This is a genomic window from Haemophilus parainfluenzae T3T1 (assembly GCF_000210895.1).
Taxonomy (GTDB): domain Bacteria; phylum Pseudomonadota; class Gammaproteobacteria; order Enterobacterales; family Pasteurellaceae; genus Haemophilus_D; species Haemophilus_D parainfluenzae_A.
The window spans coordinates 1,266,682-1,283,678 of record NC_015964.1; the positions used below are offsets into that span (position 1 = coordinate 1,266,682).

At 39.2% G+C, this 16,997-nt stretch carries 13 protein-coding genes; 6 read left to right on the forward strand and 7 right to left on the reverse strand.

Annotated features, from left to right (window positions below; genetic code table 11):
• Positions 1–7 precede the first annotated feature (7 nt).
• The 4 genes from trxB to PARA_RS06475 all read right to left on the reverse strand — a co-directional run bounded on the left by trxB (position 8) and on the right by PARA_RS06475 (position 4,870).
• On the reverse strand, positions 8–961 hold the full coding sequence (trxB, locus tag PARA_RS06460; RefSeq protein ID WP_005699879.1) for a thioredoxin-disulfide reductase: 954 nt from the start codon (positions 959–961) through the stop codon (positions 8–10).
• A gap of 89 nt (positions 962–1,050) precedes the next feature.
• Positions 1,051–1,908 carry a co-chaperone YbbN gene (locus PARA_RS06465; RefSeq protein WP_014065052.1) on the reverse strand — a complete coding sequence of 286 codons (858 nt, stop codon included), beginning with the start codon at positions 1,906–1,908 and terminating at the stop codon, positions 1,051–1,053.
• A 119-nt stretch (positions 1,909–2,027) separates the two neighbouring features.
• Positions 2,028–3,338 carry a nucleobase:cation symporter-2 family protein gene (locus PARA_RS06470; RefSeq protein ID WP_005696495.1) on the reverse strand — a complete coding sequence of 437 codons (1,311 nt, stop codon included), beginning with the start codon at positions 3,336–3,338 and terminating at the stop codon, positions 2,028–2,030.
• Between the two features lie 134 nt (positions 3,339–3,472).
• On the reverse strand, positions 3,473–4,870 hold the full coding sequence (locus PARA_RS06475) for a DASS family sodium-coupled anion symporter (RefSeq protein WP_014065053.1): 1,398 nt from the start codon (positions 4,868–4,870) through the stop codon (positions 3,473–3,475).
• Between the two features lie 247 nt (positions 4,871–5,117).
• Here PARA_RS06475 and PARA_RS06480 point away from each other — a divergent pair, with 247 nt between their 5' ends.
• Together PARA_RS06480 and PARA_RS06485 are read left to right on the forward strand one after the other, a co-directional pair.
• On the forward strand, positions 5,118–7,121 hold the full coding sequence (locus tag PARA_RS06480) for an N-6 DNA methylase (protein WP_041918243.1): 2,004 nt from the start codon (positions 5,118–5,120) through the stop codon (positions 7,119–7,121).
• 56 nt (positions 7,122–7,177) lie between these two features.
• Complete coding sequence (locus tag PARA_RS06485) at positions 7,178–8,563, forward strand: restriction endonuclease subunit S (protein ID WP_041918244.1); 1,386 nt, start codon at positions 7,178–7,180, stop codon at positions 8,561–8,563.
• Positions 8,564–8,651: 88 nt separating this feature from the next.
• On the opposite strand, the gene PARA_RS06490 is transcribed toward PARA_RS06485, so the two are convergent.
• The 3 genes from PARA_RS06490 to grpE all read right to left on the reverse strand — a co-directional run bounded on the left by PARA_RS06490 (position 8,652) and on the right by grpE (position 12,275).
• The gene (locus PARA_RS06490; RefSeq protein ID WP_014065054.1) at positions 8,652–9,233 is read right to left on the reverse strand and encodes a uracil-DNA glycosylase family protein; all 582 of its coding nucleotides are present in this window, start codon (positions 9,231–9,233) and stop codon (positions 8,652–8,654) included.
• 74 nt (positions 9,234–9,307) lie between these two features.
• The gene (nrdD, locus tag PARA_RS06495) at positions 9,308–11,434 is read right to left on the reverse strand and encodes an anaerobic ribonucleoside-triphosphate reductase (RefSeq protein ID WP_014065055.1); all 2,127 of its coding nucleotides are present in this window, start codon (positions 11,432–11,434) and stop codon (positions 9,308–9,310) included.
• A gap of 265 nt (positions 11,435–11,699) precedes the next feature.
• Positions 11,700–12,275: a nucleotide exchange factor GrpE gene (gene grpE, locus PARA_RS06500; RefSeq protein ID WP_014065056.1), complete on the reverse strand. Its 576-nt coding sequence runs from the start codon at positions 12,273–12,275 to the stop codon at positions 11,700–11,702.
• Positions 12,276–12,405: 130 nt separating this feature from the next.
• Here grpE and PARA_RS06505 point away from each other — a divergent pair, with 130 nt between their 5' ends.
• The 4 genes from PARA_RS06505 to PARA_RS06520 all read left to right on the forward strand — a co-directional run bounded on the left by PARA_RS06505 (position 12,406) and on the right by PARA_RS06520 (position 16,954).
• Positions 12,406–13,296, forward strand: coding sequence for an NAD(+) kinase (locus tag PARA_RS06505; protein ID WP_014065057.1), 891 nt, complete (start codon positions 12,406–12,408; stop codon positions 13,294–13,296).
• 78 nt (positions 13,297–13,374) lie between these two features.
• Positions 13,375–15,051 carry a DNA repair protein RecN gene (gene recN, locus PARA_RS06510; protein ID WP_014065058.1) on the forward strand — a complete coding sequence of 559 codons (1,677 nt, stop codon included), beginning with the start codon at positions 13,375–13,377 and terminating at the stop codon, positions 15,049–15,051.
• A 179-nt stretch (positions 15,052–15,230) separates the two neighbouring features.
• Complete coding sequence (gene metK / locus PARA_RS06515; RefSeq protein ID WP_014065059.1) at positions 15,231–16,385, forward strand: methionine adenosyltransferase; 1,155 nt, start codon at positions 15,231–15,233, stop codon at positions 16,383–16,385.
• Between the two features lie 56 nt (positions 16,386–16,441).
• Complete coding sequence (locus tag PARA_RS06520; protein WP_014065060.1) at positions 16,442–16,954, forward strand: SprT family zinc-dependent metalloprotease; 513 nt, start codon at positions 16,442–16,444, stop codon at positions 16,952–16,954.
• Positions 16,955–16,997 lie beyond the last annotated feature (43 nt).

Sequence of the window (16,997 nt, forward strand, 5' to 3'; positions counted from 1 at the left end):
AATTTATTTATTCTTGTGCATCTAAATAACGTTCAGCATCTAATGCAGCCATACAGCCTGTTCCAGCTGAAGTAATGGCTTGACGATAGTTGTGATCCATCACATCACCTGCAGCAAATACACCTTCCACAGAGGTCGCTGTTGCATTGCCTTCAAGACCAGATTTCACCACAATATAACCGTTATTAAGTTCAAGCTGACCTTGGAAGATTTCAGTATTTGGCGCATGACCGATGGCAATAAATAAACCGTCTAATTTCACGTCTTCTTTTTCGCCGGTTTTCACGTTTTCTAAACGTACACCGGTTACGCCCATATTATCGCCTAACACTTCATTCAAAGTGCGGTCAGTATGAAGCACGATTTTGCCTTCTTCGACTTTTTTGTATAAGCGATCGATTAAGATTTTTTCTGCACGGAAGCTATCGCGACGGTGGATTAAGTGCACTTCAGAAGCAATGTTAGCCAAGTAAAGTGCTTCTTCCACTGCGGTATTTCCGCCACCGACAACGGCAACCGGTTTATTGCGATAGAAGAAACCATCACAGGTTGCACAAGCTGAAACGCCACGGCCTTTATAAGCGGTTTCAGATTCCAATCCGATATAACGTGCTGATGCCCCTGTTGCGATGATTAATGCATCACATGTGAAGGTTTGCATATCGCCATAAAGTTTGAATGGGCGAGAAGATAAATCGACTTTATTAATATGATCAAACACGATTTCCGTTTCAAATTTTTCAGCGTGTTGCAACATACGTTGCATTAAACCTGGACCAGTGGTCATTTCAAAATCACCCGGCCAGTTTTCAATTTCGTCCGTGGTAGTAAGTTGGCCACCTTGTTGAAGACCGGTCACTAAAACAGGTTTTAAGTTTGCACGTGCGGCATAAATAGCGGCAGTATAACCTGCAGGGCCTGAACCTAAAATTAATAATTTGCTGTGTTTAACATCTGACATAAAGAATCCTTTGTTTATAAAATAAAGCATGAGGCTTTTGGAATTCGTTCATTATAAAGCCTTCATGCATAAAAAAATAGTTGATCGTATTAGTAAAGCAATGAATACAGCAATCGGCGATATTTATTGGTGATAGGATCCGCATTGCCAATGGCTGATAAAATAGATAAAAACTGTTGTTTCACTTCACCATTTTCCGCAGAAAGATCTTGTTTAAGAATGCTAAATAATAAATCCAATGCTTCTTCGTTTCGATTGGCTTGATGTAGCTGAACTGCCAATTTCAACGCAATTTCAGGTGTTGGATTTTTCGCATAATCCGCTTGTAATTGCTGAATTTCTGGCGTATCAGCCGCTTTAATTAAAAGTTCGATCTGTGCCTGTAAGCCATGCCAACGACTGTCACGATCCTGAATAGGGATTTGCGCTAAAATATCTGCCGCAGGTTCCGTTTTCTTCATGGCAATATAGGTTTCCGCATAAAGTAATGCGACATCGCTGTTTTTCTTATCTGAAAGTTCCCAGGCTTCTTTCAGTAATGGAAGGGCAGAGTCGTAATCTTCTACTTGTAAAAAATCCAAGGCTTTTTGGAATTTTAAATCTTCTTCTTTTGGCAAAATTGCACTCAAACGTTGTAATAAACTGGCTTCATCTAATGCACCAGGGAACGCATCTATTGCTTGAGCCTCTTTGAAAAGATAGGTCGTAGGCAATGCTTGAATACGAAATTGAGCAGCAATCATTTGTTCGGTTTCACAATTGACTAAGCCGAGAATAAATTGTCCTTGGTGTTGTTCAGCAACACGTTGGAGAACTTTTGCAAAATCAGCTGATTCTTTATGGCTTGGTGCATAAAAGTTAATGACAAGTGGTGTTTCCACCGAACGTTGCAACGTTTCAGTAAGATTTTGTTCGTTGAGCTCAACGAAGAAAGGTAAATCTGCCATTTTTATTCCTTCATAAATGGAAAATGATGCCTGATTTTAACAAAGTGCGGTCAGTTTTAGAAATGTTTTACAGGAAAAGAAAAGGGCAGCGTTAATCTGCCCTTAGTTGAGATGCATTTTTATTCTTTTGTTTCTTCCACTTTATCTTCTGGAAGGACTAGGTTAAGAATTAAGGCAAGTAATGAGCCTACTGTGATGCCTGAACCAAGCACCTCTTTGAAAAAGTGCGGTAATTTATCAAGCAATTCTGGACGAGTTGTCACCGCTAAGCCACAGCCAATAGAAATGGCGATGATTAAACCATTGCGTTTACTACGTGCGACTTTATCCAACATTTGAATACCCGCAGCGATAATCATCGCGAACATCATTAAGCCTGCACCGCCCAATACCGGTAATGGAATTGAAACAATTAATGCACCGAATACAGGGAATAAGCCCGCTAGCGCTAGAAGCACACCGGTTAGCGCAACCACGTGACGGCTTGCTACGCCAGTTAAGGAAATCACGCCGATATTTTGTGAGAATGACGAGAATGGCGTAGTGGACATAATGGCCGCTAAGGCAGATCCTAAACCATCGGCTAAAACCCCGCCGCGTAAATGTCTGCCAGTGATTTCGGTTTTGGTGGCATTACCTAGTGCTAAGAAGTTACCGCTTGATTCAACGATCGTCACTAAATAGGCGATAGACATACCGATAATGCCTGAAATAGGGAAGGCTAAACCAAAGTGTAGAGGTTGTGGAATCGCAAAAGTTTGTGCTTGTTTTACACCTTCAAAGCTCACCCAGCCCATCGCTAAACAGACGATATAACCAGTCATCATCCCAATAACGATGGCGGCTGCAGAGAAAATACCTTTACCCCATTGCACGAGAGCGACCACGATCACTAAGACAAAGCTCGCCATCATTAAATTTTCTGGCGTCGCATAATTCGCATCACCACGTTGACCACCTGCAAACCAGTCAACCGCAACTGGAATCAGGCTTAAGCCGATCATCATGACAACAGTCCCTGTCACAAGTGGTGGGAACAATTTACGAATATATGGCATGAAGAAACTGCCGATAATCATCACTAAGGAACCAATGAGAGAAGAGCCTAATATACCAGCGATGCCATATTCACTGAAACCGATGGCAAGTGCAGCAGCAACGAAAGTAAAACTGGTCCCCATTACACTTGGTAAACGAATACCCACAGGTCCTAATCCTTTACATTGGATAACCGTTACCACACCAGAAATCAAGAGTGCAGCATTCACTAGCGTAATGGTGTCTTCGGTAGGTAATTTTAAGACGTTACCAATGACTAATGGTACGGCAATAATTCCCCCTAGTGCGGCAAGTAAATGCTGTGCGGCAAGGAGTAAACTCAATCCGAAAGGTGGTTTGTCTTCCACCGTATAAAGCAGGTTGTTATTCATTTGGTTTCCCTAAGTAAAAAAATTGTGCGAATTATACGTTAATTTTTATTTCAGGCAAACGTTTGCGTAAATAAAATAAAAAAGTGCGGTTAAAAATCATCTTGTTTTTAACCGCACTTTTTCGGTTTTAAAGGTTACATCCAGAAGATATAAGCAATTGTCCCGATAATTAGCATACAGGTTAAATCAATAAATTTACCCACGCGGATCATTTCGGATTGTTTCACAAAACCTGTCGAGTACACAATCGCATTTGGTGGTGTCCCGACCGGCATCATAAAGGCACAAGATGCCCCTAGGCCAATAATCATCGCAAAACCAAGTGGTGGCATATTCAGTGCATTTGCAATAGAAATAAAGATTGGAACCAGTAAAGCAGCACTTGCTGTGTTTGAGGTAAACTCAGTTAAGCAGACAATAAAGGCGGCAACAATTAATGCCATCACATAGTAGTGCCCGCCTTCAATGATGAAGACGATACCATCCGCCATGATTTTGCTTGCACCAGAATGGGTAAGCACAGAACTTAAGGTTAAGCCGCCACCAAAAAGGAATAACACGCCCCATTCCGTATTGTCTTGTACTTCTTTCCAGCTTGCGATACCAGTTACACAAATGACGATTGCAGCCGATAGAGCAACCATACTGTCAAAACTGCCAATGGGTTTTGGTAAACCTAATAATTGAGAAAGAATTGGATTGATGTAACCACCAAAAATCCAAAGAATTGCCACGGTCACAAAGATAGTTAAGGTTAAAATACGTTTTTTCGTCATGTGAATTTTGGCAAATTCCGCATCAAAACGAAGGCCAAGTTTGGGTTTAAAAACAAGGTATAACCAACCAATAATTACAGGGAACAAAATTAACATGACTGGCGTACCATACATTAACCAGTCAGCAAAACCTAAATGAAGCTGAGAGGCAGCGATGGCATTAGGAGGGCTTCCCACAAGCGTACCCATCCCCCCAATAGTGGCACTGTAGGCAATACCCAATAACACAAATACATAAGTATTGTGATCTTTATTGCGGTCTAACTGACTTAAGATAGTCATTGAAAGTGGGATCATCATTGCAGCAGTAGCGGTATTGCTCATCCACATGGACAAAAATGCTGTTGCGACGAATAAATAGAGTACAGCAACAGATAACCGACCCCGCGCTAACTGCATGATTTTATTTGAAATCATTTGATCTATTTTTTGTACATTTAATGCGGTTGCAAGTGCAAAACCACCAAAGAATAAGAAAATGGTCGGATCCGCAAAGGCAACAAGCGCTTCACGACTATTAGCCAATCCTAACAGGACAGATAAAATGGGCACGAACAATGCAGTGATCGTTACACTGACGGCTTCGGTAAGCCATAAAATAGCTACAAATGCGAGTAAAGATAATCCTTTGTTTGCCGCAGGTTCAAAAGGAAGGGTATTAAGTAAAATAAAAAATAGCGCGACATCAAAGAGGAATATAATGGTTTGTTTATTCCATGCTTTTCGTTGAGAATTGGTGACGGGGATTGATTGCATATTTCTCCTTATATTTTTTATGGCCGCCGATTGTAGCACAAGAGTAATTAATCAGAAAATAATGCATACTAAAAATTGATTAGTATTAAAGCAAAGTGCGGTCAAGGTGAGGCGATTTTACATGATGATTTAATAGAGAGTTTTTTTAGTAAAATTATGCATTAAAAATTTGGGATGAGTATAAAACACAGTAGTAATTTGTTAGAATCTGAACAATCTTCTTATATAACTTCTAACGGACAATACAATGGACAATCAAGCAATTAGCCTAAGTGCAATCCTAAAAGATTCTAACTACAAACTTTCTCAATTTAGCCCTGAACAAGTGGCTAAACTTGAATCTCAAATCAGCGAAAAAATTGTTAAAGGCAAAACCCACTATTATCTGAATTGCCGCATCCGCAATAAAGAAATCAAGCTAACACCTGAAGAAATCGTCCGTCAGCTGTATTTGATGATTTTGATGGATGACTACGGTTATCCGGCAGAGCGTATTCAGTTGGAATATAGTGTTACCTTTGGTCGGGACGACAGTAAACGAGCAGATATTGTTGTATTTGATAAAGACAATCCGAATTCTGCCTATATCATTGTTGAGCTCAAAAAACCTAAACTCAAAGACGGTAAAGAACAGCTCAAATCCTATTGCAATGCCACAGGCGCACCAATCGGTGTATGGACGAACGGCGATTCCATTTCTTTTTATCATCGAAAAGACCCAAATTACTTTGAAGATATTCCCGCATTACCGAGAGTATCGGAAAAATTGTCTGATGTATTGAATGAAAAATACACTATTGATGATTTAATCCGAAAAGATAAGCTCGTCAATGAACGCAAGTCATTGAAAGATTTAATTTTAGAAATGGAAGATGAAGTCTTGGCAAATGCTGGCGTGGATGTATTTGAAGAGCTCTTTAAGCTGATCTTTACCAAACTCTATGACGAAATGGAGAGCGGCCGGAATAAAAAACGCTATTTAGTATTCCGTAATAGTGGTGATACCGAAATTGAATTAAAAAATAAAATCCAAGATTTATTTGAAAAAGCTTGTGAAAAATGGGAAGGGGTATTTTCCGAAGACAGCAAAATCCAGCTTACCCCTTCGCATTTGTCTGTCTGTGTTTCTTCACTGCAAGATGTTAAGCTGTTTAATTCCAATTTGGATGTGGTGGATGAAGCTTTTGAATACCTGATTAACAAATCCAGCAAAGGCGAAAAAGGACAATATTTCACGCCGCGCTATGTGATTGATATGTGCGTAAAAATGCTCAATCCGGCTGCGGATGAAACCATTATCGATACAGCTGCAGGCAGTTGTGGCTTTCCTGTTCACACAATCTTCCACGTATGGGAACAGATTCTAAAAGAGCAAGGCATGGAAAAAAGCCATTTGTTTACCAGCGAAGAAAAGCCTATTGAATGTACTGATTACGTTATCAAGAAAGTTTTTGCTATCGATTTTGATGAAAGAGCTGTACGCGTTGCACGTACGCTAAATCTGATTGCAGGCGACGGGCAAACCAACGTATTGCATTTAAACACGTTGGATTGGGAGCGCTGGGATGAAAAAACTAAAGACGAAAACTGGCTCGATACTTATGGCAACGGTTGGAAAGGTTTGCGCAAACTCAGAAAGCAAAAAGACAGCAACCGCGATTTCGGTTTCGACATTCTGATGGCGAATCCGCCGTTTGCAGGTGACATAAAAGAAAGCCGTATTTTGGCGAAATACGAACTGGGGAAGAAGCCCAACGGCAAAGCCCAAACCAAAGTTGGGCGCGACATTCTCTTTATCGAACGCAACCTGGATTTCTTAAAAGACGGCGGACGCATGGCAATCGTGTTGCCGCAAGGTCGTTTCAACAATAGCTCCGATAAAGCCATCCGCGAATTTATTGCAGAACGTTGTCGTATCCTTGCAGTAGTTGGTTTGCATGGGAATGTATTTAAACCACATACTGGCACCAAAACCAGCGTTTTATTCGTGCAAAAATGGCATGATGAACTTTGCCCGAAAGTCGAAGACTACCCGATTTTCTTTGCCACAATGCAGGAGCCGAGTAAAGACAACAGCGGCGATAAAATCTTTGTCCGTAATGAAGATGGTTCACCTGTACTGGATAGTCATGGACATTTAATCGTTAAGCACGACCTGTTTAACCACGACGGCAAAACTCAAGATGGGATAGCTGAAGCCTTTTTAGAATTTGCTAAAAAAGAAAAATTGTCTTTTGTGGGAAAGCCCTAAGCCCCTTTGATGCTGCGAAATACCAGCGACTGTTGGAGGGGCTGGAGGTAAAAGAAGTGCTATTTTCAGAAATCATATTAGATAATGAAAAGTTTAGAATAGATGATGAATTTTTTATGAAGGAATATATTTCCGCTTATAGAAAAATTAAATCTATTCCTAATATCGTACTAAAAGATGAGATTTCAGTATTGACTGATTTTCATGCAAATGGAAGTTATGAAGCTATATCTGAAGTTTTTGAGCTGTTAGATGAGCCTAATTTTGCTTATATGGTTAGAACGACAGACCTAGAAACAAATAATTTTTCAGATAATGTTAAATATATAACAAAAAAAGCCTATAACTTTTTATCTAAAAGCCAAGTTTTTGGTGGTGAATTGCTTATAAATAAGATAGGAACGCCAGGTAAATCTTATTTAATGCCATATTTAAATAGACCAACATCATTAGGAATGAATTTGTTCTTAATTAGAACAAATGAAAATTCATGTATAAATGAAAAATTTCTTTATATTTACTTTAATACAAATTTTGGTTTAAAAATTATCAATAGAAAAATTAATGGGACAGTTCCTTTAACAATTGATAAGGCTGCAATTAGAAGTTTATATGTTCCTAAATTTGAAAGTGACTTTATTTATGAAATTTCATCATTAGTAGATAAAGTATTTGATTTAGAACTTGAAGCTAAAAGTATGTATAGACAAGCAGAACTACTGCTACTAGACACTTTAAAATTAAAAGACTTCAATCCACCTTCACAAACGATCAATATCAAATCCTTTGCCGACAGTTTTGGTACATCGGGTAGGCTGGATGCGGAGTTTTATCAGGAAAAGTATGAAAAATTGATAGATAAAATCAAGAGCTATCCTAAAGGATATAATACCTTAGATTATTTTATTAAAGATTTTTCAACTGGTTTTGCTTACAAAAGTGAGACATATACAGAAACGGGAATCCCTTTAATCCGAATTAATAATATCGGGAATGGCACATTAGATATATCTAATGCTATGTTGATTCCACAAGGAGATATTAGTTTAAGTCCTAAAGATGTTGCAAATGAAAATGACATACTAATATCAATGTCCGGTACTATTGGAAACTCTTGTAAAGTGCCTAAAGGTGTAAATGCGGTAGTAAATCAAAGAATCATGCGAATCTCTCCTCAAAATATTAATGTCGAGGTATTGCCGCTCATCATTAATTCGATTATCGGAAAATATCAATTAGAGCGTATGGGAACTGGTGGCGTTCAAACAAATATTTCTGCAAACGATATTAAACAAATTGTTATTCCAAATGTAGAAGAGAAAATTCAAACCCAAATCGCTGATTTAATTCAACAATCTGATCGCTTGCGACAAGAATCCCAAAACTTGTTGGAAGAAGCGAAGTTTAAGGTGGAACAAGCAATTGAATCATGTCTTTTTTGATAGTTTAAATTTTTATAACTTTAATTAAAGCAAAGTGCGGTCAAAAACCTCCTGATTTTTGACCGCACTTTATGGGTGGAATATTGGTTTAACTAGATAAAATCGCTTTCACTTGCTTTTGCAATGTTGGCACAATCTCTTGTTCAAACCATGGATTTTTCTTGAGCCAAATTTGGTTGCGTGGAGATGGGTGAACAAGCGGAAGAAAGTGAGGAAGAAAATCACGAAAATGGTGAACTGTCTCAGTGACATTAAGGTTATTTTCTGGCAAATAGTATTTTTGTGCATATTGTCCAATAAGAATCGTCAGCTCAATATTAGGCAAATTAGCGAGAATTAGCGGATGCCATTTTTCTGCGAAGCCTTTGCGCGGTGGTAAATCACCGGATTTGCCTTTTCCAGGGTAATAAAAGTCCATCGGGATGACCGCAAACAAACCAGAATGATAGAAGGTATCGCGATCCACACCGAGCCATTCACGTAGGCGATCACCGCTTTTATCATTCCAATATAAACGACTTTCTTGGGCTTTAATTCCAGGGGCTTGTCCGACAATATTAATACGAGCGGTAGTTGGCGCAGCAAAAAGCGGTTCGATACCCTTTGCAGTAAAGGATTGATTATCGGGATCTTGCATGATGGATTGCGTGATTTGTGTAAGTGTTGGCATGGTACTTCCTTATTTATTGAAATAAAAATAGCTCACTTTTGATGAGCTATTTTATCATAATCAATGTTGCGACATTATAGGTGTTTCACTCGACGTTTTACTTCTTCCTGTTTGCCCGCATTGAATGGACGAGCATCAGGACTGCCGAGATAACCACAAACCCGTCGGGTTACGGAAACTTTTGCACTGTCATGATTACCGCATTTCGGGCAGACAAAACCTTTACTTGTACAATTGAATTCTCCTGTGAAACCACATTCGTAACATTCATCAATTGGCGTGTTGGTGCCGTAATAAGGCACGCGATCATAGCTATAATCCCACACATCTTCGAGTGCTTTGAGGTTATGTTGAATGTTAGGGTATTCGCCATAACAGATAAAGCCGCCACTCGCTAATTCAGGATAAGGCATTTCAAAGTCTAATTTATCGTATGGATTCACTTTTTTCTCTACATCTAAGTGATAGCTGTTAGTGTAGTAGCCTTTATCGGTAACGCCTTCAATCACACCAAATTGTTTGGTATCTAAACGACAGAAACGATCGCACAAGTTTTCACTTGGTGTGGAATAAAGGCTAAATGCATAACCCGTTTCTTTCTGCCATTGTTTTACCGCTTCATTTAAACGACGCACAATCGCGATGCCTTTTTCACGCAGTTGTTCATCGTCAAAAATATGTCCTTTTTTATACAGCGCATTGATGGTTTCATGAATACCAATATAGCCTAAAGAAATTGATGCTCGTCCATTTTTGAAAATATCGGCAACATTATCATCGGCTTTTAAGCGAACGCCACAAGCTCCTTCCATATAGAGAATTGGCGCAACACGAGCTTTGGTATTTTCTAAGCGAGCAATACGGGTAAGTAAGGCTTTCTTCGCAAGGGCTAGGCGTTCATCTAAAGTGCGGTAGAATTTTTCTTCATTTCCTTGTGCTTCAAGGGCAATACGAGGCAGATTCAAACTTACCACACCTAAATTGTTGCGCCCATCATGCACTTCATGACTGTTTTCTTCATAAGCACCCAAGAAGCTACGACAACCCATTGGCGCTTTGAATGAACCGGTGACTTTGACCACTTGATCATAGTTTAAAATATCTGGATACATGCGTTTTGAGGCGCATTCTAATGCCAGTTTTTTAATGTCATAGTTTGGATCTTGTTCGTTTTGGTTCACACCTTTTTTAATGGTAAAGACCAGTTTAGGGAAGACTGGCGTTTTGTGATTTTTACCTAAGCCACGAATACGGTTTTTCAAGATTGATTGCTGAATTAAACGTTCTTGCCAACTTGTGCCTAAGCCAAAACCAAAGGTAACAAACGGCGTTTGACCATTGGACGTATGGAGTGTATTAACTTCATATTCAAGGGATTGAAACGCATCAAAACATTCTTTTTCAATTAGCGCTTTCGCATAATCTTCAGCATCAGGAATTTGCCATTGGGCGGCATTTTTCAAATGTTTTTCAAAACTGAGTTGGACATAAGGTGCAAGCACTTCATCAATGCGATTAATGGTTGTACCGCCATAAATATGGCTGGCTACTTGAGCAATAATTTGTGCGGTAACTGCTGTTGCTGTGCCGATAGATTTAGGCGGTTCAATTTCGGCATTACCCATTTTAAAGCCATGCGAAAGCATGCCTTTTAGATCAACCAGCATGCAGTTGAACATCGGGAAAAATGGCGCGTAGTCTAAGTCGTGATAATGGATTTCGCCTTTTTCATGGGCTTCAACAACATCTCTTGGCAGAATGTGACGTTTGGCATAATGTTTGGCCACAATACCTGCCAGTAAATCACGCTGGGTAGGGATCACTTTCGCATCTTTATTCGCATTTTCATTAAGCAATTCCACGTTGCTTTGTTCAATCAGCCCTTCAATTTCTTTGGTTAATTGGCTGCGTTTTTCACGAGCAAGATCACGATCGTGACGATATTCAATATAGGCACGTGCAATTTGGGGATACTTGCTTGTCATTAAGTGATCTTCAACGATTTTTTGAATCTGGTTGATATCAATTTCATGCTGATAGTGACTAAAAATCTCGGTATTAATTCGCTGGCTCAGATCATGGATATACATTTCATCAACAATATTGACCGCACTTGCCGCTTTTCTGATTGCATTAGTAATACGTTGTAGGTCAAACCCAATTCGTGAACCATCACGCTTAATCACGAAGAAAGCATTCATTTTATGACTCCTATATAGGCTAACTTAAAAAAAACGAAAGCACTATATATAGTTTTATTTAATAGATCAACACACAATATGTAGTGTTATTTGTCAATTTTTGATGATTGAAATTGAGTTGAAACCTTGCTAGATCTGGAAAGCAAGAGTGTTTTTGTTGAGAATTATTCTCAAATTATTTTTTAATAAATTTGATCTAAATCAAGATTTTTGGCAATAAAAAACGGACGAAAAATCGTCCGCTCTTTAAGTTATAGAAAAGAAATTAAGCTGCAACCATTACCATAGCTGGGCGAATCACTCGACCATTTAATGTATAACCTTTTTGTAAAACGGTGGTGATTTGATTCGTTGTAAAGCCTTCTGCTGGTTGCATAGAGATAGCTTGGTGAAGATCCGGATTAAAGGTATCACCTACTGCACCAACAGGCTCGACACCAAAGCGAGAAACCGTTGAGAGTAACTCTTTTAAAGTCAGCTCGACGCCATCGAATAGGGCTTTGATGTTTTCATCTTCCTTATTGGCTGGTGTGGCAAGCGCACGCTCTAAGTTATCAATGGTATTTAAAATGTCTTTTGAGAATTTTTCGAGCGCAAATTTATGTGCTTTTTCGATGTCTTGTTCGCTACGACGACGCATATTATCAATTTCTGCACGCGTACGGAGCAATAAATCTTGCTCTTTTTTAGAGGTTTCTTCTACTTGTGCTTTTAATTGTTCTTCAAGTTCTTGTACACGGGCAATCGCTTCTTCTAACGGATCTTCCGTTGCGGTGGTTTCCTGCTGAACTTCTTCAACAAGTTCTTCATTTTCATTTAAGTTTTGTGCTTGTTCTGACATCTTTTTCTCCATTTATCAAAAATTAGTGCTATTTTAGCAAAACTGAATTGCTATGTAATATAATGGCTAAAATTTTAAATTCAAGTGCGGTCAAAAATCAGGAAGTCTGTACTTGGGAGCAATCATAGTTATGGATGAATTAGTCAAATCATTTAAAACCATCGCCTTGATGGGAAAACCACGTCGCGACATTAATTTGCAAATGCATAAAAACTTGTATCAATGGCTGAAAGAGCGAGGATATCAAGTTTTAGTGGAAAAAGAAGTGGGGGAAAAATTCGGTTTACCGGAAGAGGTGTTAGCAACGGTTGAAGAAATTGGAGAGCAAGCTCAACTCGTGATTGTAATCGGTGGTGATGGCAATATGCTAGGGCGTGCTCGCATTTTGGCTAAATATAATATTCCAATGATTGGTATTAACCGAGGCAACTTAGGCTTTTTGACTGATATCGACCCCAAAAATGCTTATGCACAGCTTGAAGCGTGTTTGGAACGCGGCGAGTTTTTTGTCGAAGAGCGTTTTTTATTGGAAGCTAAAATTGAACGCAATGGCGAAATTATTTCTAGTGGTAATGCAGTAAATGAGGCGGTGATTCACCCCGCCAAAATTGCGCATATGATTGATTTCCATGTCTATATCAATGATAAATTTGCCTTTTCTCAACGTTCAGATGGCTTGATTGTTTCCACTCCCACAGGTTCAACCGCTTATTCGCTTTCCGCAGGCGGCCCAATTTTAACGCCAAATTTAAATGCGATTGCCCTTGTGCCGATGTTCCCACATACACTTTCTTCTCGACCATTAGTAATTGATGGCGATAGCAAAATTTCAATTCGTTTTGCTGAACATAATACTTCACAGTTGGAATTAGGCTGTGATAGTCAAATTGCGCTAGATTTTTCTCCTGATGATATCGTTCATATTGAAAAAAGCCCGCATAAACTGCGCCTATTACACCTAAAAAATTATAATTATTACAATGTATTAAGCACAAAATTAGGCTGGCTTAAAAATTTCTAATCCCAAAAGTTTAAAAATCTCTTTACTGTATATTGTAACAGTTATAATATATGGATATACAGTTAAGGAGATTTTTTTATGCTAACCCAACTTACCATCAATAATTTTGCAATTGTTCGTCAATTAGAGATTGAATTTGCGAAAGGAATGTCTGTGATCACGGGGGAAACTGGCGCAGGAAAATCCATTGCTATTGATGCATTGGGGTTATGCTTAGGGCAACGTATTGAAACGTCTATGGTTCGAGAAGGGCAGGAAAGAGCCGAAATCTGCGCCACCTTTTTTATTGAACCAACGAACCCCGCTTATCAATGGTTGCAAGAGCAAGAATTGCAAGATCCTGATAATCCCTCTGATTGTATTTTACGCCGTGTCATTAATGCAGATGGGCGTTCTAAAGCCTTTATTAATAGCACGCCTGTATCAGCTTCTCAATTAAAAGAAATTGGTCAATATCTTATTCATATTAATGGGCAGCACGCTTCGCAGTTATTATTGAAAAATGATTATCAGCTTCAGTTGGTGGATACATTTGCACATCACCATGATTTGCTCGCACAAATGCGGGAAGATTATCGCACGTGGAAAAATCTTCAAACGCAAGTTAAAACCTTCCAACAAAAAGTTGCTGAAAATGAAGCGAAGAAACAGCTTTTACAATATCAGGTTGAGGAGTTGGATGAGTTTGCCCTTCGTCCAAATGAATATTTGGAGTTGGAAGAGGATCAACGCCGTCTATCAAATAGCGAACAGCTGACACAGTTATCACAATCAGCCTTACAGCTACTCAGTGAAAATGAGACCGTGAGTATCGATTCTATGCTTTATCGTGCGACGCAGTATATTGATGAATTAAGTGAGTTAGATCCTCGCTATGCCTCCGTTCAAACAATGTTGAATGATGCACTTATCCAAGTACAAGAGGCGACAAGTGAAGTGCAGCATCTTGCTTCTCATATTGAGCAAGATCCGATGTTGTTACAAGAGATTGAGCAGCGTTTAGGGCAAGCTTTACAACTTGCACGTAAGCACAATGTGAAACCAGAAGAATTGGTGGATTGGCATCAAAAATTAAAAGCAGAATTGACCGCACTTTTAGATTTTTCAGAAAGTGAAGAGCGTCTGATTCTAGAAGAAAAAGCAGCCTTTGAGAAAATGCAACATACGGCCAAACAATTACATGAAAGCCGTTGCCAAGCTGCAGGAAAATTAGCACAGCTGGTTACACATTCTATCAAAGGGCTTGCAATGGAAAATGCAGAATTTTTCATTGAAGTGAATTCGGATTTAACTAAAGTTGCGTCAAATGGGGCAGATAATATTGTCTTTACTTTACGCAGTAATTTAGGACAACAAGCACAACCGCTAGCAAAAGTGGCATCTGGGGGGGAGCTTTCTCGTATTTCATTAGCGATTCAAGTCTTAACGTCCGATCAATCGGCGATTCCGACGCTGATCTTTGACGAAGTCGATGTTGGGATTAGTGGTAAAACCGCGAGTGTAGTGGGTAAATTATTACGTCAATTAGGCGATAAATGCCAAGTACTTTGTGTGACCCATTTACCACAAGTAGCATGTCATGGGCATCAGCAATTTAATGTAGAGAAATTTACCGTTGATGATAAAACAGAAACTAAAATGACCGCACTTTCTCAAGAAGAGAGAGTTCCAGCTCTTGCAAGATTACTGGGTGGCAGTGAAATTACAGAACTAGCCTTGGCGAATGCGCAAGAAATGTTGGATTTAGTGAAGTAAAATCAGGTAAATAAATGGGCGCTTGTCGCCCATTTAATGCATTAATGAGCTGAATTTTGTCGTAAAGCTTAGATTCTTCTTGTCACATTTTAAAAATACTTGATAGGAATGCTTGCTTATTAGTCAAAAAAGCGTATTATAGACGTCTATACGTCAATACATCCAAAAGAAGAGAACTTATGTCTAGCTATTTATTTACTTCTGAATCGGTTTCAGAAGGACATCCAGATAAGATTGCCGATCAAATTTCTGATGCGGTACTTGATGAAATTTTAAAACAAGATCCTAAAGCTCGTGTGGCTTGCGAAACCTATGTAAAAACAGGGATGGCGTTAGTCGGTGGTGAAATTACGACATCAGCATGGGTTGATATTGAAAATCTCACTCGCCAAGTCATCTGTGATATTGGTTACAAACACTCAGAAATGGGGTTTGATGGCAATTCTTGTGCGGTATTAAATGCGATTGGTAAACAATCATCTGATATTAACCAAGGTGTGGATCGTGAGAATCCATTAGATCAAGGTGCGGGTGACCAAGGGATCATGTTTGGTTATGCGACAAATGAAACGGAAGTCTTGATGCCTGCGGCGATTACTTATGCGCATCGTTTAATGGAAAAACAAGCTGAAGTGCGTAAAAGTGGCAAATTAGCATGGTTACGCCCTGATGCGAAAAGCCAAGTGACCTTAAAATACGAAGATAACAAAATCGTGGGTGTAGATGCAGTCGTCCTTTCTACACAACATAGTGAAGAAGTCTCACAAAAAGAAATTTATGAAGGCGTGATGGAAGAAATCATCAAGCCAATTTTGCCAAGCGAATGGTTATCTCAACAAACAAAATATTTCATTAACCCAACCGGTCGTTTTGTGATTGGTGGCCCAATGGGTGACTGTGGCTTAACGGGTCGTAAAATCATTGTCGATACATACGGTGGCGCGGCTCGTCATGGTGGTGGCGCATTCTCTGGTAAAGATCCATCAAAAGTAGACCGTTCAGCTGCTTATGCAGCACGTTATGTGGCTAAAAATATTGTTGCAGCAGGTCTTGCAGATCGTTGTGAAATTCAACTTTCTTATGCAATTGGCGTGGCTGAGCCAACCTCTATCATGGTGGAAACCTTCGGTACAGGAAAAGTATCAAACGAATTATTGGTTAAGTTAGTGCGTGAATTCTTCGATTTACGTCCTTATGGTTTAATTAAAATGTTAAATTTAATTCAACCAATCTATCGCCAAACTGCGGCGTATGGACACTTCGGTCGTGAACAATTCCCATGGGAAAAAGTAGATCGTGCAGAAGAATTGCGTGCAGCAGCCGGTCTTAAATAAGTAAATAAAGTGTGTATGATAAAAACCGCTAATCTAGCGGTTTTTGTTTACTTAACATGATGATGTCATCTCAAACTCAGTTTCGGCATGTAAAAATGCAGGTACAGCGCAAACTTGCAGAAACATTACAACTCGCTGAAAATTACTTTCAACGGAAATTTCCTATTCCGACAATCAGTTATGACTTGCGAGGTGTAAAGGCTGGCGTTGCATACTTGCAGAAAAATGAGATTAAATTTAACCGCACTTTACTACTCGAGAACTCAGATGAATTTATTCGTCAGGTGGTTCCTCATGAATTAGCCCACCTTATTGTGTATCAAGTATTTGGGCGAGTGAAACCGCATGGACAGGAATGGCAAGCGGTGATGACACAGTTATTTAATCTTCCGGCTGATACTTGTCATCAATTTGATGTAGAGAATGTACAAGGCAAAATGTTTGCTTATCAATGCGAATGTCAGACCCATTATTTAACGATTCGTCGGCATAATAGCATTCAACGCGATAAAATTGCCTATTTATGTCGAAAATGTCAGGGAAAATTGGTTTTTCATAGTGAAAATTAATGAGTGCTGTGATATATTCGTAATGTTTTCAATCAAATAACAG

What these genes read in the sequence shown, in the direction of transcription:
- PARA_RS06470 (WP_005696495.1), bottom strand. Translation starts at nt 3,338, where the DNA reads ATGAATAACAACCTGCTTTATACGGTGGAAGACAAACCACCTTTCGGA.
- metK (WP_014065059.1), top strand. Translation starts at nt 15,231, where the DNA reads ATGTCTAGCTATTTATTTACTTCTGAATCGGTTTCAGAAGGACATCCA.
- PARA_RS06480 (WP_041918243.1), top strand. Translation starts at nt 5,118, where the DNA reads ATGGACAATCAAGCAATTAGCCTAAGTGCAATCCTAAAAGATTCTAAC.
- nrdD (WP_014065055.1), bottom strand. Translation starts at nt 11,434, where the DNA reads ATGAATGCTTTCTTCGTGATTAAGCGTGATGGTTCACGAATTGGGTTT.
- PARA_RS06475 (WP_014065053.1), bottom strand. Translation starts at nt 4,870, where the DNA reads ATGCAATCAATCCCCGTCACCAATTCTCAACGAAAAGCATGGAATAAA.
- PARA_RS06520 (WP_014065060.1), top strand. Translation starts at nt 16,442, where the DNA reads ATGATGATGTCATCTCAAACTCAGTTTCGGCATGTAAAAATGCAGGTA.
- PARA_RS06490 (WP_014065054.1), bottom strand. Translation starts at nt 9,233, where the DNA reads ATGCCAACACTTACACAAATCACGCAATCCATCATGCAAGATCCCGAT.
- trxB (WP_005699879.1), bottom strand. Translation starts at nt 961, where the DNA reads ATGTCAGATGTTAAACACAGCAAATTATTAATTTTAGGTTCAGGCCCT.
- PARA_RS06505 (WP_014065057.1), top strand. Translation starts at nt 12,406, where the DNA reads ATGGATGAATTAGTCAAATCATTTAAAACCATCGCCTTGATGGGAAAA.
- recN (WP_014065058.1), top strand. Translation starts at nt 13,375, where the DNA reads ATGCTAACCCAACTTACCATCAATAATTTTGCAATTGTTCGTCAATTA.
- grpE (WP_014065056.1), bottom strand. Translation starts at nt 12,275, where the DNA reads ATGTCAGAACAAGCACAAAACTTAAATGAAAATGAAGAACTTGTTGAA.
- PARA_RS06465 (WP_014065052.1), bottom strand. Translation starts at nt 1,908, where the DNA reads ATGGCAGATTTACCTTTCTTCGTTGAGCTCAACGAACAAAATCTTACT.